This is a genomic window from Serratia sp. EWG9 (genome assembly GCF_019913725.1).
Classification (GTDB): Bacteria; Pseudomonadota; Gammaproteobacteria; order Enterobacterales; family Enterobacteriaceae; genus Serratia; species Serratia ureilytica.
Genome location: NZ_JADNRO010000009.1, coordinates 179871 through 199164 on the forward strand (window position 1 = coordinate 179871; position 19294 = coordinate 199164).

The window sequence follows — 19294 nt, forward strand, 5'->3', positions numbered from 1 at the left end:
CGGGATCCGTCAGGGTCCCGGTTTTTTATTGTCCTGACGCCGCGCCATCATACGTTCTCCCCCCACCGCCGCAAATAAAAACGGAGCCGGCATGCCGGCTCCGTTGTCGTTGTAATGACCGCTGAATGTCAGAAGCGCCAGGTGAAGCCGGCGTTGACGCTGTTGTCCTGATGGTGCTGCGACAGCAGCCCGCCGTAGCCCAGCGACAGCGAGGCGTTTTCGTTCACCGCCACTTCCGCCCCCGCCTTCAGCACCATGCCGTCACGCGACACCGGCACGCTGTCCACCACGAACGGCGCGTTGCCGCCGTTGAACCGCAGCCCGGTGCCACGCGCCAGCCCGCCGTACTGGTGTTGCCATCCCAGCTCGCTACGCAGCGCCACCGTCGTGCCCGGGGTCACCTGCCACGCGGTGTCCGCACGCAGCCCCAGCGTCGACACCGTCGCATCCGTGTGCTGCTTGTCGCCGCGCAGCGCCGCCGCGCCGCCGCTTTCCGCGATGCCGTTGTTTTCGAAGTTCACGTACGCCAGGTTGACGAACGGCTCCAGGTTCAGCCACTCGCCCCGCACGCTGTAGCCCGCTTCCGCGAACAGCTGTTCGGTACGCGCGCTGTACTTCGCCGTGTCACGGTCCGACTGCATCCCGTAGTTCACCGACCGTTTGGTGTCGATGCGGTGCCAGGTGTAGCCCGCCCCGCCACGCAGCGCCAGCGCCCCGAACTGCTTGTCGCCGTACGCCGCCAGGTGGTAGTTGTCGCTGTCCGCCTTCGACCCGTAGCCGCCGTGCAGCGAGGTGCGGGTGTAGCCGGTCGCCACCCCCAGCCGCCAGTCGGCCGCCGCCGCCGAGTCCAGCCCCACCAGTACCCCGTAGGTCGAGGCCTGATAGCCGGTGGCGTTGGCGTCGCCCGACGCGTGGTCCCACGCCCCCAGCAGCTGCGCCCAGGCGCCGTCCTCGTCCGCCTTGATGGCCGACGAGCTCGCCAGCCCTTCCGCCTGACGCAGACGCCCGTTCAGCGCCTCACGCAGGTAGCGGCTGTCGTTCACCAGCGCCGACGCGATATCCGCATGGATTTGCCCCGACAGCTGACGGAACGCCTGCCGCGCCTCGCCCGCCGTGCCGCTGTTAAGAACGCTTTCGTACACCGGGTTGCCCGCCGCCAGCGCATCCGCCGCCGCCGCCACCGCCCGCTCGTTCGGCGTCTGCGCCACGCTGGCGAAGCTCGTGCCGTTGCGCCCGACGCTCAGCGTCACCCCGGCCGGCTGGTAGCTCAGCCCGGTGCCGAGGAACAGGTAGTTCGGCGCCACCGCGTCAAACTGCCCGCTCACCCCCTGCTGCGCGCTCAGGATGGTGTACTGCTGGCCCAGCAGGCTGCGCACCTCGCTTTGCGTCAGCAGGTTGGCGCTGTTCTCCAGCGTCACCGCCACCTCACCGCCGCCGATCGTCGCCGAGCCGCTGCTCTGGATCCGATCGCTCTGGCCGTTCGGCCCCACTTCCACCGCGTAGCGCGAACCCGGTTCGAAGCTGACGTTGCCCGCCACGTTCAAGGTGCCGATCGAGTTGCCCGGCGCCACGGTGCCGCCGCGGCGGGCGGTCAGCGAACCGACCGTGCCGCTGCCGCCGACGATGCCGCCGCTCTGCACGCTGACGTCCGAGGTGACCGAGCCGTTGATCGCCAGCCGCCCCTGATTGACCAGCGTCGGGCCGGAATAAGTGTTGTTACCGGTCAGCACCAGGGTGCCGATACCCTGCTTGGTCAGGCCGCCGTGGCCGGAGATATCGTTGCTCCAGACGTCCAGCCCGCACAGCACATCGCTGCAGACGCGCTCGGTCGGTTTGCCCTTGTCCAGCACCGCGCCGACGCCCGGCAGATCCACCACGAATTGGGTCGGGCCGTAGGCCACGCCCGTCGGATCCGGAATACGGAACTCCGCCGGAATATCCTCGGCGGTCACCAACATGCCTGGCCCGTTGATGGCCTTGCCCAGGTTGATCATCCCCCAGCCGTAGAGCGCATCGATGCCCGGCGCGCCCATGTCGGTGGCGGTGGTTTTCAGCACTTCCGCCACCTGTGCGCCGCTCAGATACGGGAAACGCTCCATCAGCACCGCAACGCTGCCGGCCACGTGCGGCGCCGCCATCGAGGTGCCGCTGTATTTGGCGTAGCCGGTCGTCAGATTCTCCACGCTGGTGCCTTCAATCACCGAGCTGTATACCCGGGTGCCCGGCGCCGAAACGCAGAAGCTGGCGGTGTAGCCGCAGCGGGAAGAGAAGGTGCTGATGCTGTAGTCGCCGCTATTAGAGGGGTCCTGCAAGCTGGCGACCGACAGCCAGTTCGGTGCAATCTCCGGCACGAAATAGGCCAGGCCGGCCATGGCGTCCGGGTTGTTGAGGTTGTAATCGTTACCGGCGGCGAAGATGGTGACCACGCCGCTGCGCGCCGCGTCGATCGCGCCCTGATAGGCGCCGCCGGGCTTGGTGCCCAGGATCTGTTTGATCTGATCGAACTGCTTTTGCGCATCGTTTACTGTGAAATGCGGATAAGCCGGGTCATAACCCCCCTCATCAAACTTTTCGGTAATGCCGATGCCCCAACTGTTATTGATGATGCGCGCGCCGCTGGCCACCAGCGCCTCCCAGCCGGCCTGGTAAACCGCGCCGTCGTTACCGAGCACAATGCCGTCCTCCGGGCCGGGGTCGCCGTTTTCTGCGCTGATGATCTGCGCGTTGAATGCCACCCCATGCATGGCGCCACCGTCGCGGCTGCCGGCGGCGATGCCGCCCACGTGGGTGCCGTGCGAGCCTAATTTGCCGCTGGAGTCGGTGCTTGGCGTACCGTCATAGCGGAAGTCATCGCCTTTTTTCACTGGAATATAGGGATCGGTGTATTCGCGAGTGCCATGGGTAACCAGATTGATCACCTTATCAGGGCCTGAAAATTCCGGGTGCTTGGCGTAGACTGGCTGATCGAAAATACCGAGTTTGATGCCTTTTCCGGTATAACCGGCGGCGTAGGCCTGGTCGGCGTGGATCGCCCCCAGCCCCCATTCCGCGTTGAACTCACTGCTGCGCCAGCTGGCCGGATCGCCCGCTTTGCCGTTCTCTATATAGCTGGAGGCCTGCGCGCCGCCGATCGCCGTCAGGCAGATCAGCATCGCGCTCCATTGTGCGCGATGAACTCCGATTTCAGGCCAGCCGAAGGCCGCCCGAGCGGATTTAACTCCTCTAAGTTTCTTCTCCATCCCAGATACCGTCCGTTGTTGTTTGCAAATGTTTTATAAGATTTTTTGTGTAACAGTTTGGTAACACCAAATAAATAAAGCACAACAATCTCAAGTGCGCTTAATGTGTCACTCGGCAGTTCGGTGGGCGGCGAGAACGTTTCAGGGATGAATCAGACGGGGGACGATAAGGAAAGAGAATGATCTCGCTCAGCGCTGAGGCGGCATTCATTCGCGGAGGATAATTAAATTAACACAATGATAAATAATGATATTTAATTAAAAGACAACCAAGGAAAGCGTCGCCTGAAAAGTGCTTAACAGGCGCTTTTTATCACTTTTAATTATAACTTTTTCCAATATTTACTCAGTGAATTATGCTGGTTTTTCACTCAGGCAGCGGCAAAAATTGGATTATCCTGCTGATGTTTTTTTGCTGTTCATCGCATCCTCTTCCGCCTGACGCAGGATGGCTTTGGCCATCCATTGCGTGACATCCTGGATACCCTCAAGCTCCAGCCCCCAGATATCTTTCAGCACCAGGAACACCTCAGAACCGTAAATCAGCGAGAAAGCATGAATCACTCTCTGTAAAGAATCTGGCGGCAGTTTACCCTGCAACGGCTCTACCGCCAGCGCCAGCAGCCGCTTGCGGTTGCCGCGCACGAACTTTTCGCCCGGCGTGGCGTGCGCCCACTGCTGCAAAGAGAGCTGCAATGCGGCGCGCAGCGCCCCTTCGTGTCGCTCCATCTGAGGATAGGCCAACGTCAGCAACTGCTGGATGCGCTTCAGGGCATCGTCGTCCTGCGGGCGCCACGCCAGAATAGGCCCCAGACTTTCCGCCACCACCGCAGTAATTAATGCGCTTTGGGTCGGGAAGTAGCGGTAGGCGGTCGCGCGCGATACCTGCGCATGCGCCGCCAGATCGGTGATCGATGGAAACGCGCCCTCGCCATACAGCGTCATTGCGCTGGCCAGCAACAAACGATGTGTTTTCGCCCGGGCGGAGGTCAGAGAAAGGTCGGACGGGGTGGGAAAAGCATTTATCGGCACTTAAACCTCATACATCTGTACACGCTTGCGCGACAGGCGAGACGCCACTGCCGACAGGTTGACGACAAAGGGTTGGCCGCGCAAAAAGCTCAAAAATGAGACAGGAGTCCCATTTTGCACTGAGCTGCCCTTGCAAAAATGATACTGCCGTCTCATTATATAAATACATTAATCAATTTAATTTAAATGCCAACACCAGGGCACCTAAAAAAATATAATACATTAATTTTTAAATAAAAATTAGAAACACCCCGGAAAAATCCATGAAAGATACTTCAAATTTTGTCTATATTGCTACCACAGCAGATACGAAAGGACAAGAGTTGGAGTATGTGCGGCGGCTGATTGCCAGCCTGAATTTACCCACGCGAACCGTCGATCTCTCCACCCGAAGCTTGCCGTTTGACTCCCCGGCCGATATCGGCCCAGAAGAGGTCGCTCGCCACCATCCGGCGGGCGCAGGCGCGGTCTTTCTAGCCAGCCGCGGCCAGGCAATCGCCGCCATGGCGACCGCTTTCGAACGTTTTATCCTGACGCGCCGCGATATCGCCGGCCTGCTTGGCCTGGGCGGCTCCGGTGGCACCGCCATCATCACGCCGGCAATGCAGCAGTTGCCGATTGGCCTGCCGAAATTGATGGTCTCGAGCATGGCGGCGGGAGACGTTTCCGCCTATGTCGGCGCCAGTGATATCAGCATGTTGTATTCGGTCACCGATCTCGCCGGCCTGAACCGTATCTCGCGCCGGGTGCTGGGCAATGCGGCGCGCCAGATAGCCGGCGCAGTCCGCTTCGCCGCCGTCGATCATCACGACGACAAGCCCGCAATCGGCCTGACGATGTTTGGCGTCACCACCCCCTGCATTCAGGCGCTGGTTGCCGATCTTGAGCCGCAATGGGACTGCCTGACGTTTCACGCGACCGGCAGCGGTGGCAGAGCGCTGGAAAAACTGATCGATAGCCGGCAACTGCACGGCGCCATCGATTTGACCACCACCGAAGTGACCGATTACCTGTTTGGCGGTGTGCTGCCCTGCAATGCAGATCGTTTCGGTGCTATCGCGCGTACCGGCATCCCGTGCGTACTCTCCTGCGGCGCGATCGACATGATCAACTTCGGCGCGCTGAATACGGTGCCGGCTCGCTACGCGAACCGCCTGCGCCATCATCACAATCCGCAAGTGACGCTGGTGCGCACCAGCCCGCGGGAAAATGCGCTAATCGGTCATTGGATTGGCGAGAAAATCAACGCCTGCGCGGGCGAAGTGCGCTTCGTGATACCGGCGGGCGGCGTGTCGGCGCTGGATGCCCCTGGGCAACCGTTCTGGGATCCCGCAGCGCTGGCCGCCTTTACGCAAACGCTGGAGGAGACGGTGCACGCCACCCATAAGCGCCGGTTAATAAAAACGCCTTACCATATTAACGATCCGCGCTTTGCGCAGGCCGTTGCCGAACAGTTCCGAAATATTGCCGCTGGGGAATGATAATCACTCGCTGCCGGGCCTGCCGGAGATAACGCCGAAAAAAAAGGCCAGACAAATAGTCTGGCCCTTTTTTATTTACCGCGAGCGTATATTACTGACCGGAGGACATCTGCTCCTTCATTTTATTCATATGGTCCATCATCTTTTGCTCACGTTTCTGATAATTCTCATTGTATTGTTTTTTCTGCTCAGGGGTCAGCAGGTTATACATTTTATTTTCCACCTTGGCGCGTTCCAGCATGCGTTCGGATTGCGCTTTGCCGATCGCGTCAATTTGCGCCTTCGCCTTCGCTTCATCGAAGCTGTCGGAAGCGACCAGATTATGCAGCGCCTGGCGTTCCTCTTTTATGCCCGGACCGCGTTTCGAGTGCGACTCTTTCATGATATCGCGCATTTGCTGGCGCTGCTGCTCGGTCAGGTTCAGCCCGGCGAACGGGCCGCCTTTACCTTCACCCTTGTGATGCATCATTTTCATCGGCGCCGCATCCGCAACCGGGGCCGCCGTCGTATCAGCGGCGAACGCCGCAGAAGCAGAACCCAGAGCCAGCGTGGAAGCAATAAATAAAGCCGTCAATTTACGCATAATCATTTCCTTAAAAATGTTTCTTCATCAGGAGCGCTGTACGTTAACAGGCTCATTCGTTCGTCGAAGATAATAATAGGCTGATAAAATTCAAGTAATGCGAGGGTGTGTAAACTTTTTAAAACCCGTCACGGGTTTATTCACCAATTATGAGAAAACTATGAAGAAGGCGTTTATTTGATGGAAATTTTAATTTCCCGGCAAAAATCTCCCCGACAGGGTTATTTTTCAGCCGCCCTCTCACCGCTATAATTTACTCGCCCACAAGACAACCTTGCATCAACCGTTTTTCGTTAGCGGGGAGGCCGGTACAAACTTCGCACGACCCGATGTTCTCCTCCTACACTTTAAGGCAACCGGTCGCCGGGTGGCGCGTACACCGCAAAACTAATCATTGCTTATAGAATAGTTTCCATTACCCGCCCCGCCTGTGAAAACCTGTTATATGATGCACAGACGCGCACGGCGACCACTTTCGGGCCCACAGGCCGCCAGCGGTTCTTCGTGCTGACCGGCCGCCCGTGCTCTTTTGAGGAATCATCATGTCCGCAGACCAAGGCCCTGAGCTTCTTAACGCCCACTTCGGCACCCAGAGCCCCCACTGGCGGCTGGCGTTTGACAGCAATGCCCTGGAGCTGTCCGCCGTTAAGGGCAAAGCCCACGTCGCGGTGGCGCTGAGCGCCATGGACGCGGCGAAAATTCGCCGTTTGACCGGCGTGACCGCCAGCCTTGAACTCACCATTACGCTGGCCGGCGAACCGCTGCATCTGCATCTGGTCGGGCGCCGCGTCAATAACCTCGAATGGGCGGGCACCGCGTCCGCGTTCAGCGATACCCAATCCGTGGCGCGCGATCTGGTGCATGGGCTCTCCTTCGCCGAGCAGGTGGTGTCCGAAGCCAACTCGGTGATCGTGATCGTCGACCAGCACGGCCGCATCCAGCGCTTCAATCGGCTGAGCGAGGAGTACACCGGGCTGCACGAACACGAGGTGATCGGCAAGAACGTTTTCCAGCTGTTTATGAGCCCGGAAGAAGCCGCCGCCTCGCGGCGCAACATCGCCGGCTTCTTCCGCAACGGCTCTTCGTATGAGGTGGAACGCTGGGTAAAGACGGTCAAGGGCGAGCGGCTGTTCCTGTTTCGCAATAAGTTCGTGCACAGCGGCAGCGGCAAGAACGAGGTGTTTCTGATCTGCTCCGGAACCGACATCACCGAAGAGCGTCGCGCTCAGGAACGGCTGCGGGTGCTGGCCAACACCGATATTATCACCGGCCTGCCGAACCGTAACGCCATCCAGGACAAGATCAACCACGCCATCGCCACGCGCGGCGAAGAGAGTTTCGGCCTGGTGTACCTCGATCTCGACAACTTCAAAAAGGTCAACGACGCCTACGGCCATATGTTCGGCGATCGGCTGCTGGTTGAGGTCTCGCTGGCGATCCTCGGCTGCCTGAGCCCGGATCAGGTGCTCGCCCGCCTCGGCGGCGACGAATTTTTGGTGCTGGCGCCTCAGACCGATCGCGAACGTTTGCAAACGCTGGCGCAGCGCATCATCGATCGGCTGAAGACCCCTTTCCGCATCGGCCTGATCGAAGTGTATACCGGCTGTTCGATCGGCATCGCGCTGTGCCCGGAGCACGGCAACGATCTCGACAGCCTGATCCGCAGCGCCGATACCGCCATGTACGTCGCCAAGGAGCACGGCAAACGCACCTATACCGTCTTCTCGCCGGAGATGAACAAGCGCGTCGCCGAATACATGTGGCTGGACACCAACCTGCGTAAAGGGCTGGAGCAAAATCAGCTGGTATTGTATTACCAGCCTAAAATCGACGCGCGCAGCGGTGAAGTGCACAGCGTGGAAGCGCTGGTGCGCTGGGATTCGCCGGAGCGCGGCCTGATCCCGCCGCTGCAGTTCATCTCCTACGCCGAGGAGTCCGGCCTGATCGGCCCGCTGGGCCAATGGGTGTTGCAGACCGCCGCCTGCCAGGCGGCGCAGTGGCGAGAGCGGGGATTGAATCTGCGGGTGGCGGTCAACCTCTCCGCCCGGCAGCTGGCAGACGACGGCATCGTCAACGATCTGCTCGGGGTGCTGCGCCGTCACCGCATGGCCCCTTGCCTGCTGGACTTCGAGTTGACTGAAAGCAGCCTGATTGAAGACGAAAACCGCGCGCGCGTGCTGATCACCCGGCTACGCGAGCTGGGCGCGCAGGTGCATCTCGACGACTTCGGCACCGGCTATTCGTCGCTGGCGCAGCTGGCGCGTATTCCGCTGGACGCCATCAAGCTGGATAAAAGCTTCGTGCGCGGGGTGAATTTCAACCCGGTTTCGCAATCGCTGGTGCGCGCGATCGTCGCGGCGGCGGAGGCGCTGGCCTTCCGCGTGATCGCCGAAGGGGTGGAGACCGAGAGCGAAAATCAGTTCCTCGACGAGGTCGGCGTGGACGAAAAGCAGGGCTTTCTGTTTGCGCGGCCAATGCTCCCGGAACAGCTGGAGCATTGGCTGCAGTCCTATCGCCCGCGCTCACCTTCCGCGTGAGGCGGGCGCGTTAACGTTAGCCGGCACGACGCAGGTTCAGGGTGTGGCGATCCTGCAACATCACCAGCCGCTCGATGTAGGCGCGATCTTTTTCCTCAATGGTGAAGGCCGAGTGCACCCAATCCTCGGTAATGTCCATCAGCTCGGAACGCGTCAGTTGCAGCACGCGCTGACGCGCCCGCAACATGGCGCGCATGCCGTTGAGCTTCGGCCGGATGGTATCGATGAAAGTGCGCGTCGCCATGTAGGCGTCGCCGGGCTGGAACAGCTGATCCACCAGCCCACGGCTCTCGAACCACTCTGCGGTGTGCGACTCGCCGCCCCAAATCAGTTCTTCGGCCAAGCGCATGCCCGCCTTGCGCGCCACCAGCGAGTAACCGCCCATGCCGGGAAACAGGTTGAACGCAATCTCCGGGAACCCCATGCGCGCATTGTTCTGCGCCAACACGAAATGGTGCGCCAGCGCCGCTTCAAAGCCGCCGCCCAGCGCGCTGCCTTCGACCATCGCAATGCTGACCGCGCCGGTATCGAAACCGCGCGCCGCCGCATGCACGCAGTCGATGCAGGCACGCGCGTAGGCCATCATCGCCTCGCGTTTGCGGTTCTTGATGGCTTCGGCGAAGAACTGCAGATCGCCGCCGACGTTAAACATGTTCGGCACCAGCGAGCCGGTGACCCAAAAATCGAACCGCAGCGAAGACTCTTTCGCCGCCTGCGCCAGCGTCATGATGTCTTCAATCAGCGCCTGATTAAAGCAAGGACGCGGCGCAGCGCGCAGCAGCATCCACATGATATGCCTCTCCTCTTCATAGTAGGCGGAAAGCTGCGACAGATTGCCCGCTTCGGTAAACGGACGGCAGGTGGGGTGATTAAGCAATTTCATAAGACCTTCCAGTTTTTCTGTTGATGACGGGTGAGACCGTTCCAGCCCCTACGGCTGCAGCGGAGCGGCGCTCGGCAACGCGTGGCGCCACATCATGAGTAAACGCTTTCTCGCCGACGAAACAGATAAAAATTGGAGGTAGGGAAGTGAAAAAAACCGAGGCGCGGCGGGGTTTTCATAGGAATTTTACCTATCGGCCGCCTCCTGGCATTTCATGCCGGGCGCTAACGCGTTAAGCTCGGAAAATGACCGTTTGCCGCCCCGGCGCTCAAAACGCCGCGGGGCTTTGGCTATAATCAACGCGGATACATGCCGTTTAACGTTAAGGAAATCGTGAAGTAATGCCTACAGGACCAGACCAGGAACGCCGCCAGCCCGCACAAGACACGCCGCCGAAGCCGCTTATCGCCATCAAGACCGGCCATGAAACGCTCGACCGCCGCATCAGCGGTTTTTCACGTCTGATTGAACGCATCAAAGCCTGGCCGAGCGTTGCGCACCTGCTGCGCGCCGCCGAACGCTTTAACGATCGGCTGGGCAGCCAGTTCGGCGCCGCCATCACCTATTTTTCATTCCTCTCGCTGATCCCGATCCTGATGGTGTCGTTCGCCGCCGCCGGTTTCGTGCTGGCTTCCAACCCGGATCTGCTGGCCCGTTTGATCAACCGGATCGTCGGCAGCATCAGCGATCCGACGCTGGCCAGCACGCTGAAGAACACCGTCAACACCGCCATTCAGCAGCGCACCACCGTGGGATTGACCGGCCTGGCGCTGGCGCTCTATTCCGGCATCAGTTGGATGGGCAACCTGCGCGAAGCGATCCGCGCGCAATCGCGTGACGTCTGGGAGCGCAATCCGCAGGATCAGGAGAAAATCTATTTCAAGTACACCCGCGACTTCATCTCGCTGACCGGCCTGGTGGTCGCACTGATTATCACGCTGTCGCTGACCTCGGTCGCCGGCTCGGCGCAGGCGGCGATCGTCAACGCGCTGGGGCTGGACGGCATCGAATGGCTGCGGCCGGCGCTGACGACGATCGCGCTGTCGATCTCGATTTTCGCCAACTATCTGCTGTTCCTGTGGATTTTCTGGATGCTGCCGCGCCACAAACCGAAGAAAAAAGCGCTGCTGCGCGGCACCTTGCTTGCGGCTATCGGCTTTGAGGTGATCAAGTTCGTGATGACGATGACGCTGCCGCAGGTGGCGAAATCGCCTTCCGGCGCGGCCTTCGGCTCGGTGATCGGGCTGATGGCGTTCTTCTACTTCTTCGCCCGCCTGACGCTGTTTTGCGCCGCCTGGATCGCAACGGCCGACTACAAAGGCGACAAAGCCTTGCCGGAACGCGAGCCGCCGGCGCGCTGAAGCCATGCAATCGTGCCGGTGTTATCGCACGCGCCGGCACTTTCCTCTGGTTAATGAGCAAAAAACCAGTCAATCCCTCTAAATCATGCGGCATGGCATTCGAAAAACCAGCATAACAAACTACCCAGTCACTTTTCTTTCCCGTTTTTACAGCCATTCACACTGTATGAACCCCATTTCTCAACGTTTAACGCTACAGAAAAGAAGTCAGGTAAAACATTAGTCTTTTTAACCGGTTAGCGGCGGAGCAGCCCAGAGTTCCAGCGTTGAAAAGGCGGAATGCTGTCACTAAGATGGATTTTTACCCCCTCCAACAATAAGAAATTGATATGCAAGCCACCATCGCACCCCCACTCGACGCCGACGACGCGTCTACACCGGTGAATTCCCGCGGGAAAGTCATCGTCGCCTCGCTGGTCGGCACCGCCATCGAGTTCTTCGACTTTTACATCTACGCCACCGCCGCGGTGATCGTGTTCCCGCACATCTTCTTCCCGCAGGGCGACCCGACCACCGCGACGCTGCAGTCGCTGGCCACCTTCGCCGTCGCCTTTGTCGCGCGCCCTATCGGCTCTGCGCTGTTCGGCCACTTCGGCGATCGCGTGGGGCGCAAGGTGACGCTGGTCGCCTCGCTGCTGACCATGGGGATTTCCACCGTGCTGATCGGCCTGCTGCCGAGCTATGAAACCATCGGCATCTTCGCCCCTATCCTGCTGGCGCTGGCGCGCTTTGGCCAGGGGCTGGGGCTGGGCGGCGAATGGGGCGGCGCCGCCTTGCTGGCGACGGAGAACGCGCCGGCCAAAAAACGTGCGCTGTACGGCTCCTTCCCCCAGTTGGGCGCCCCGATCGGCTTCTTCTTCGCCAACGGCACCTTCCTGCTGCTCTCGTGGCTGCTGAGCGACCAGCAATTTATGGAATGGGGCTGGCGCGTGCCGTTCATCCTCTCCGCCGCATTGGTGCTGATTGGCCTGTACGTCCGGGTGTCATTGCATGAAACGCCGGTGTTCGCCAAAGCGGCCAAGGCCGGCAAACAGGTGAAAGTGCCGCTCGGCACGCTGCTGAGCAAGCATCTGAAAGCCACCATCCTCGGCACCTTCATCATGCTGGCGACCTACACGCTGTTTTATCTGATGACGGTCTATTCGATGACCTACGGCACTGCGCCGCAGCCGCTGGGGCTCGGTTACTCCCGCAACAGCTTCCTGTGGATGCTGATGGTGGCGGTGATCGGTTTCGGCGTGATGGTGCCCATCGCCGGCCTGCTGGCGGACGCGTTCGGCCGTCGCAAGACCATGATCGCCATTACCCTGCTGATGATCGGCTTCGCGTTCCTGTTCCCGACCCTGCTGGGTTCCGGCAACCAGGCGCTGGTGATGGGCTTCCTGCTGTGCGGCCTGAGCATCATGGGGCTGACCTTTGGCCCGATGGGCGCGCTGCTGCCGGAGCTGTTCCCCACCGAAGTGCGCTATACCGGCGCATCGTTCTCCTACAACGTCGCGTCGATTCTCGGCGCGTCCGTGGCGCCTTACATCGCCACCTGGCTGGCGGCCCACTACGGGCTGTTTTACGTCGGCATGTACCTGGCGGCGATGGCCGGGCTGACGCTGCTGGCCCTCCTGCTGATGAAAGAAACCCGCCACCAGTCGCTGTGATTCTCTGCGGCCCCCTCACTGCGGGGGGCCGCACGCGTTGTTCGTTTCCTGTCATAAAACCGGGCTATGCTGGACGTTTCTCTCGGTAACAGGATCGGCCGATGTCTCTGCGTCGTGGGGTATTTGTCTGCGTAGCGCTGCTGGCGGCTCTCGCCATCGCGCTCTATTACGGGTTGAAACCCGACCATCCCGATGCGCTGTGGCGCATCGTCAGCCAGCAATGTCTGCCCAATCAGCAGGCGCATGACAACCCGGCGCCCTGCGCGCAGGTGGATGTGCAGGCCGGTTTCGTGGTGTTTAAAGATCACAACGGGCCGCTGCAATACCTGCTGATGCCCAGCGCCAAAATCACCGGTATCGAAAGCCCGGCGGTGCTGGACGCCGCCACGCCGAATTTCTTCGCCCAGGCCTGGCGCGCGCGCCACGTGATGGCGGAACGCTATGGCAAACCGATCGACGACGGCGATATTTCATTGGCGATCAATTCGGAATATGGCCGCACGCAAAACCAGCTGCACATTCATATCTCCTGCCTACTGCCGGCGGTAAAACAGCGGCTGGCGCAGATCGGCCCCCATTTCATCGAGCAATGGCAACCGCTGCCCGGCGGCCTGTTGGAGCATGACTATCTGGGGCGGCGGGTGACCCCCGCCGAACTGGAACAACAGGGCGCCTTCCGCCTGCTGGCCTCCGGCCTGCCGCGCGCCGACGGGCGCATGGGCAGCTTCGGCCTGGCGATGACCGCGCTGCCGGACGGGGATTTCCTGCTGCTGGCAACCGAGCGCAGCCTGCTGCCGTTCACCCTGGCCTCGGCGGAAGAGATCCAGGATCACGACTGCCGGCTGCTCACGCCGCCGCCGCGCACCTGATTATTTTTTGCCTTTCATCTCCCGCAGGATCTGCCCGCACTGGTTCTCCTCGCCGCCTTCACTGGGCGAGACCAGCGCCAGCAGCGCCGCCGCCGGCGTCAGCACCGCCCCCAACGCCACCGCCGCCGCGCCGCGCGCGATCAGCGGCCCGGCTTTGACCCCGGCGTTTGGATGCTTGAAGGTGCCTTTCACGTACAGCGGCGATCGCAGGGTCAGCACGCGCATGCCCTTGCTTTCCGGATCGATGGATAAATCCAGCCGTTCGGTGGCGAGGTTGGTGTTGCCGGTGATGTTGATCACCGCGTTTTCGGTGTCGAACACGAACAGTCGCGGCGCGGCGACGCCGCTGCGGATGCCGACGTCCGCCGCCGCGCAGTTGATGCCCACCACGTCGTCACCGAACAGCTGCGCCACCAGATAGTTACCGACGTTCAGACCGAGGATCTCCATCAGGCTACGGCTGATCACCCCGTTATTGATCAGCAGGCGCAGATCGCCGTTGCTGGTCGCCAGCAGCTCGGCCACCGAATTGCCGCTGCCCGTCAGCCTGGCGTCGCCGTTCATCTGCCCGAGGCTGCGCTTCATCGCCTCCACGTTCGGCAACAGCTGTTTAAGCTGAAGTTTGCGTGCATGCATATCCACCTGCCCGCGCATCGGCTTTTTGCCGCCGTCGAGGCGCACGACGGCGTTCAGGCTGCCGCCCGCCATGCCGAAGCGCAGCGGATCCAGGCGCAGTTCGCCATTGTTCAGCTTCAGGTGCGTGGCCAGATCGCTCAGCGGCAAATCGCTGCCGCGTTCAATGCGCGCGGCGGCAAACTTCACGTCCGCATCCATCTTGCTCCAGCTTTGCGTATCGAACTGTTCGACCGGCAGCACCTTATCCGCAGGCTGACGGCTTTTCTCGCCGCGCCCGGCTTTGGCGGCGTTGGAGTCGGCGCCGATCAGCGGCGCCAGATCCGCCAACCTCAGCTGCCGGGAGTTCACCGCGCCGCTCAGCGTGGGCCGCGGTTTACCGGCAACGTACTTCAAGCTGCCGTGAATGTCGCTGTCGCCGATTTTTCCGTCGAATTTCTGGTACTCAAACACCGCGCCGCCCGGCTGATGCAGACGGGCGGTCAGATGGCCATCGGTCGCATACGGCGGGGTATTCGGCAACAACACGCCGGTCAGGCCATAGAGGTTGCTCAGGCTTTCACCGGAAAATTTCAGCTGTACATCCAGGCCGCCGAGGTTCAGCGGATCGGACAAGGTGCCCGCGACCACCACCCGGGTGCTGCCGGAGCGCACATCGGCCTGCAGCGGGAACGGCAAATCGGCGCTCTGCAGCGACAGCATGCCGCCAATCTTGCCGCTGCCGCTCAACGGTTCGCCGTTATATTTGCCCTTCACCTGCCAGCCGAAAACGTAATCGGGGGTCGCGGCCTTGTCGCCGCCCTGTTTGCCGATCACTTCACTGAACGGCAACGGCTTGCCGAGCGGATCGACGACGGCGCGGAAATCCGCCTTCAGCGTGGCGTCTTTAAAGGCGATCTGCCCCTTGTCGAATACGATGTCGTGAACGGTGAACGACCAGTCGGAAGGCGGCTGCTTGGGATCCTGGCCGGCGGCCAGGTCAAACGTCCAGTTGTTGTCGCCGTTGGCCAGACGTTGCAACGAAGCATTCGGCTGCTTCAGCCAGATGCGCGGGATCAGCAGCTCTTTACCCAGCAGCGCCAGCGGCGCAATGCTGGCGTCGACGCGCTGCAGCGTCACCATGCTGTCGCCGGGCATGTTTTTCGGGTTACCCAGCCACACGTCTTCGGCGTGAATATGCGGCCAGGGCACCCAGGCGCGCCAGCCGCCCTCATCCGGATTGCGCGACCAGTCGACGCCCAGATCGCCGCGAATGGCGAACGGTCGCCGCAGTTCGGCCGACACTTTGTCGTTGATGGTGGGCTTGAGTCGATTCCAGTCGAAGGTAGCAATGAAGATCGCCAGCGCGACGATCAGCAGCAGCACAATGCCGCCCAGCCAGCTGAAAACCTTTCCTGTTCTTGTCATAGCGGCTCCCTCAGCGCATAAATCGGGCTGCCGAATGAAAGGAAAAGGAGTTAGCAGCCCCGTTTAAGCCTAGCTGAGGATAGGCCGGAGTTCACGCCGCGCGCCGGGCGCGGCGAACAGCGTCGGCACGCTGTGCAGAGTTTCAAAGCACGCCGGGCGGGAAAGGTAGTAGCCCTGAGCGGCCAACGCGCCGGAACGCTGCACCAGCCGCCACTCTTGTTCGGTTTCCACGCCCTCGACGATCACCCCGTCGCTGTGCTGGTTCATCATCTTGATCAGGGTGCCGAGCAGCTGGACGCCCTCTTCCGACTGTTTGAGCAAGGTAAACAATTCGCGCGCCACCTTGATGTATTGATAACGCCAGGCGCCGACGGCGGAGAAGTTGGCCAGCCCGCTGCCGAAATCGTCCAGCCACAGCCGCTCGCCGCCGACGATCTGCTGCAGCGGACGGTTTGACGCCGTTTCGGCGTGCTCCACCAGCTCGAAGCGCAGATAGGGCATCTCGGCGATCTGCCGTTGCAACGCGCTATGGCGCTGCAACGCTTGCAGCGCGATGCCGTCGATATTGACCGACACCATCACCGCGTGACGAATGAACAATGCCTGCCAGCGCTGCAACAGCGCCAGCTGTTCCTGGATCACCTGCAAACGCTGGGCGACGCCGAGCGAGGAAAAATAATGCTCCGGGGATTGCCGCTTGTCCGGCTCATTCGGGTGATACACCGCCGTCAGCAGTTCCACCGCCAGCAGCGCGCCGCTGGTGCGATAAATCGGCTGGAAGGTATACAAGCGCCGGCATTGCCGCCAGTAGCGCCGCGATTTGGCGCAGGCATAGAGGGCAAAACAAGGCGCCAGCAGACCAGAGATCAGATTGGTTATCATCGGTACTATCGCCGTGGCGGGGAAATGAGAGCGCTGCCGCTGTTTCTTTACCCAGCTTATCGGCAACGCGGCGTAAAACTTTAAGCCGAATTGCCGCCCGTTTCTCCTCCGTCCTGCCCGCGTTCGCCGATCGCGATCATAAAAAATTAAAACGCCGTTTTAATTTATTGACTCTCTGACCGCCTTGCGTGGAGACTGGCGGCTATTGCTTCTTCTTTAGCCAGGGCTTATTGACGATGACTATCCGAAATCTCGCCGTGATCGGCGAATGCATGATCGAGCTGTCGCAGCAGGGCGCACAGCTGACGCGCGGCTTTGGTGGCGATACCCTCAACACCGCCGTCTACCTCGCCCGCCAAATGCCGGAACAGACGCTACGGGTGCATTATGTCACCGCACTCGGCACCGACAGTTTCAGCGGCGACATGCTGCAGGCCTGGCGGCAGGAGAAGATCGAGACCGGGTTGATTCAGCAATTCGACAACAAGCTGCCGGGCCTGTACCTCATCGAAACCGACGCCGCCGGCGAACGTACTTTCTACTACTGGCGCAATGACGCCGCCGCCCGGTATTGGCTTGCGGGACCGCAGGCCGACGCACTGTGCGAACGGCTGGCGCAGTTCGATTACTTGTACCTCAGCGGCATTAGCCTGGCGATCCTCGCGCCTGCCGATCGCATGAAACTGCTGGCGCTGCTGCGCCGCTGTCGCGCCAACGGCGGCAAGGTGATCTTCGACAACAATTACCGTCCGCGTCTGTGGCAAAGCCGTGAGGAAACGCAGCAGGCCTACCGCGAGGTGCTGGCCTGTACCGACATCGCTTTTCTGACGCTGGATGACGAAGAGTTGCTGTGGGGAGCGCAGCCTATCGAACAGGCGGTAGCTCGCACGCAGGCGCTCGGCGTCGGCGAGATCGTCATCAAACGCGGCGCGCACGCCTGTCTGGTGTTCAGTATGGCAGGGGAGAAGCTTGAGGTGCCGGCGATCGCGCTGCCGCCAGAGCGTGTCGTCGACACCACCGCAGCGGGCGATTCTTTCAGCGCCGGTTACCTGGCGGCCCGCCTGAACGGCGGCAGCGCCCAACGGGCGGCGCAGCGCGGCCATCTGCTGGCCGCTACGGTGATCCAGCATCGAGGCGCCATCATTCCCGCCGCAATGATGCCGGAGGCATAAAAAAAGCCGGCATCGCTGCCGGCTCTTTCTCTTTGTGCTTTGCCTTGCGGAAAATCAGCCCGCGACGGCGATGCGTTTCATATCGGTCATGTAGCCGCGCAGTTTACGGCCGACGGTTTCGATAGGGTGGCTGCGCACCGCTTCGTTCACGTCGCGCAGCTGCGCATTGTCCACCGCCGTACCCGCCACAGCTTTGCCCAAATCGCCCGCCTGCAGGGTGGTCATGAAGTCCTTCAGCAGCGGCACCGCCGCGTTGGCGAACAGGTAGTTGCCGTACTCTGCGGTATCGGAGATGACCACGTTCATTTCATACAGACGCTTACGCGCAATGGTGTTGGCGATCAGCGGCAGCTCGTGCAGCGACTCGTAGTAAGCCGACTCTTCGATGATGCCGGCATCGACCATGGTTTCGAACGCCAGCTCTACGCCCGCTTTCACCATCGCCACCATCAGCACGCCGTGATCGAAGTACTCTTGCTCGCTGATTTTGCCTTCAAACTGCGGTGCATTCTCGAATGCGGTTTTGCCGGTCTCTTCGCGCCAGGTCAGCAGTTTCACGTCGTCTTCCGCCCAGTCGGCCATCATGCCGCTGGAGAACGCGCCGGAGATGATGTCGTCCATGTGCTTCTGGAACAGCGGCGCCATGATGGTTTTCAGCTGTTCGGACAGCGCATAGGCGCGCAGCTTGGCCGGGTTGGACAGGCGATCCATCATCAGGGTGATGCCGCCCTGCTTCAGCGCTTCGGTGATGGTTTCCCAGCCGAACTGAATCAGTTTCTCGGCGTAAGCCGGATCGGTGCCCTCAGCAACCAGCTTGTCGAAGCACAGCAGCGAACCCGCCTGCAGCATGCCGCACAGAATGGTCTGCTCGCCCATCAAATCGGATTTCACTTCGGCGACGAAGGAAGACTCCAGCACGCCGGCGCGGTGGCCGCCGGTCGCCGCCGCCCAAGCCTTGGCGATCGCCATGCCTTCGCCTTTCGGATCGTTTTCCGGGTGAACCGCAATCAGGGTCGGCACGCCGAAGCCGCGCTTGTACTCTTCACGCACTTCGGTGCCCGGGCATTTCGGCGCGACCATCACCACGGTGATGTCTTTACGCACCTGCTCACCCACTTCAACGATGTTGAAGCCGTGGGAGTAACCCAGCGCCGCGCCGTCTTTCATCAGCGGCTGCACCGCGCGCACCACGGAAGAGTGCTGCTTGTCCGGCGTCAGGTTGACTACCAGATCCGCCTGCGGGATCAGGTCTTCGTAGGTGCCGACCTTGAAGCCGTTTTCGGTCGCCTTGCGCCAGGAAGCGCGCTTCTCGTCGATCGCTTCTTTGCGCAGGGCATAGGCGACATCCAGACCGGAATCGCGCATGTTCAGACCCTGGTTCAGCCCCTGGGCGCCACAGCCGACAATCACCACTTTTTTACCTTTCAGGTAGCCGGCTTCGTCAGCAAATTCGTCGCGCGCCATAAAGCGGCATTTACCCAATTGCGCCAACTGCTGACGCAGGTTCAATGTGTTGAAATAGTTAGCCATGGTGGTACTCCGGTTTGATGTTGTCTTGCATTG

At 61.0% G+C, this 19294-nt stretch carries 13 protein-coding genes; 6 read left to right on the forward strand and 7 right to left on the reverse strand.

All coding sequences use genetic code 11. From position 1 onward, the window contains the following. Nucleotides 1-128: 128 nt before the first annotated feature. Both ITX55_RS19215 and ITX55_RS19220 read right to left on the reverse strand, forming a co-directional pair. Complete coding sequence (locus tag ITX55_RS19215) at nt 129-3152, reverse strand: autotransporter serine protease (RefSeq protein WP_108682185.1); 3024 nt, start codon at nt 3150-3152, stop codon at nt 129-131. A 480-nt stretch (nt 3153-3632) separates the two neighbouring features. Further along, nucleotides 3633-4271, reverse strand: coding sequence for a TetR/AcrR family transcriptional regulator (locus tag ITX55_RS19220; RefSeq protein ID WP_033645365.1), 639 nt, complete (start codon nt 4269-4271; stop codon nt 3633-3635). A gap of 263 nt (nt 4272-4534) precedes the next feature. On the opposite strand from ITX55_RS19220, the gene ITX55_RS19225 reads away from it, so the two are divergent. Continuing rightward, on the forward strand, nt 4535-5752 hold the full coding sequence (locus ITX55_RS19225) for a Tm-1-like ATP-binding domain-containing protein (protein ID WP_197756226.1): 1218 nt from the start codon (nt 4535-4537) through the stop codon (nt 5750-5752). 91 nt (nt 5753-5843) lie between these two features. On the opposite strand, the gene spy is transcribed toward ITX55_RS19225, so the two are convergent. Next, the gene (spy, locus tag ITX55_RS19230) at nt 5844-6335 is read right to left on the reverse strand and encodes an ATP-independent periplasmic protein-refolding chaperone Spy (RefSeq protein ID WP_147838435.1); all 492 of its coding nucleotides are present in this window, start codon (nt 6333-6335) and stop codon (nt 5844-5846) included. A gap of 542 nt (nt 6336-6877) precedes the next feature. On the opposite strand from spy, the gene pdeR reads away from it, so the two are divergent. Then, the gene (pdeR, locus tag ITX55_RS19235) at nt 6878-8872 is read left to right on the forward strand and encodes a cyclic di-GMP phosphodiesterase (RefSeq protein ID WP_033645368.1); all 1995 of its coding nucleotides are present in this window, start codon (nt 6878-6880) and stop codon (nt 8870-8872) included. A gap of 16 nt (nt 8873-8888) precedes the next feature. On the opposite strand, the gene ITX55_RS19240 is transcribed toward pdeR, so the two are convergent. Continuing rightward, nucleotides 8889-9755 (reverse strand): crotonase/enoyl-CoA hydratase family protein, encoded by an 867-nt coding sequence (locus tag ITX55_RS19240; protein WP_033652699.1) that lies wholly within the window; start codon nt 9753-9755, stop codon nt 8889-8891. A 341-nt stretch (nt 9756-10096) separates the two neighbouring features. On the opposite strand from ITX55_RS19240, the gene yhjD reads away from it, so the two are divergent. The 3 genes from yhjD (at nt 10097) to ITX55_RS19255 (ending at nt 13637) form a co-directional block, all read left to right on the forward strand. After that, nucleotides 10097-11116 (forward strand): inner membrane protein YhjD, encoded by a 1020-nt coding sequence (gene yhjD, locus ITX55_RS19245; protein ID WP_021505224.1) that lies wholly within the window; start codon nt 10097-10099, stop codon nt 11114-11116. 329 nt (nt 11117-11445) lie between these two features. Continuing rightward, nucleotides 11446-12768, forward strand: coding sequence for an MFS transporter (locus ITX55_RS19250; RefSeq protein WP_016930463.1), 1323 nt, complete (start codon nt 11446-11448; stop codon nt 12766-12768). 101 nt (nt 12769-12869) lie between these two features. Next, a complete protein-coding gene (locus ITX55_RS19255) occupies nt 12870-13637 on the forward strand; it encodes a CDP-diacylglycerol diphosphatase (protein ID WP_223085288.1) in 768 nt (255 codons plus the stop codon). Here ITX55_RS19255 and ITX55_RS19260 read toward each other — a convergent pair whose 3' ends face one another. Together ITX55_RS19260 and pdeH are read right to left on the reverse strand one after the other, a co-directional pair. Beyond that, nucleotides 13638-15677, reverse strand: coding sequence for an AsmA family protein (locus ITX55_RS19260; RefSeq protein ID WP_223085291.1), 2040 nt, complete (start codon nt 15675-15677; stop codon nt 13638-13640). A gap of 69 nt (nt 15678-15746) precedes the next feature. Then, complete coding sequence (gene pdeH / locus ITX55_RS19265; RefSeq protein WP_223085293.1) at nt 15747-16559, reverse strand: cyclic-guanylate-specific phosphodiesterase; 813 nt, start codon at nt 16557-16559, stop codon at nt 15747-15749. 236 nt (nt 16560-16795) lie between these two features. Here pdeH and ITX55_RS19270 point away from each other — a divergent pair, with 236 nt between their 5' ends. Beyond that, nucleotides 16796-17731 carry a sugar kinase gene (locus ITX55_RS19270; RefSeq protein ID WP_033645373.1) on the forward strand — a complete coding sequence of 312 codons (936 nt, stop codon included), beginning with the start codon at nt 16796-16798 and terminating at the stop codon, nt 17729-17731. Between the two features lie 54 nt (nt 17732-17785). Here ITX55_RS19270 and ilvC read toward each other — a convergent pair whose 3' ends face one another. Beyond that, nucleotides 17786-19261, reverse strand: a complete 1476-nt coding sequence (gene ilvC, locus ITX55_RS19275) for a ketol-acid reductoisomerase (protein WP_033636408.1) — start codon at nt 19259-19261, stop codon at nt 17786-17788. Between the last annotated feature and the right edge of the window lie 33 nt (nt 19262-19294).

Coding starts and splice junctions, on each gene's coding strand:
- ITX55_RS19215 (WP_108682185.1), bottom strand. CDS start 3,152: ATGCTGATCTGCCTGACGGCGATCGGCGGCGCGCAGGCCTCCAGCTAT.
- ITX55_RS19225 (WP_197756226.1), top strand. CDS start 4,535: ATGAAAGATACTTCAAATTTTGTCTATATTGCTACCACAGCAGATACG.
- spy (WP_147838435.1), bottom strand. CDS start 6,335: ATGCGTAAATTGACGGCTTTATTTATTGCTTCCACGCTGGCTCTGGGT.
- pdeR (WP_033645368.1), top strand. CDS start 6,878: ATGTCCGCAGACCAAGGCCCTGAGCTTCTTAACGCCCACTTCGGCACC.
- ITX55_RS19240 (WP_033652699.1), bottom strand. CDS start 9,755: ATGAAATTGCTTAATCACCCCACCTGCCGTCCGTTTACCGAAGCGGGC.
- yhjD (WP_021505224.1), top strand. CDS start 10,097: ATGCCTACAGGACCAGACCAGGAACGCCGCCAGCCCGCACAAGACACG.
- ITX55_RS19250 (WP_016930463.1), top strand. CDS start 11,446: ATGCAAGCCACCATCGCACCCCCACTCGACGCCGACGACGCGTCTACA.
- ITX55_RS19255 (WP_223085288.1), top strand. CDS start 12,870: ATGTCTCTGCGTCGTGGGGTATTTGTCTGCGTAGCGCTGCTGGCGGCT.
- ITX55_RS19260 (WP_223085291.1), bottom strand. CDS start 15,677: ATGACAAGAACAGGAAAGGTTTTCAGCTGGCTGGGCGGCATTGTGCTG.
- pdeH (WP_223085293.1), bottom strand. CDS start 16,559: ATGATAACCAATCTGATCTCTGGTCTGCTGGCGCCTTGTTTTGCCCTC.
- ITX55_RS19270 (WP_033645373.1), top strand. CDS start 16,796: ATGACTATCCGAAATCTCGCCGTGATCGGCGAATGCATGATCGAGCTG.
- ilvC (WP_033636408.1), bottom strand. CDS start 19,261: ATGGCTAACTATTTCAACACATTGAACCTGCGTCAGCAGTTGGCGCAA.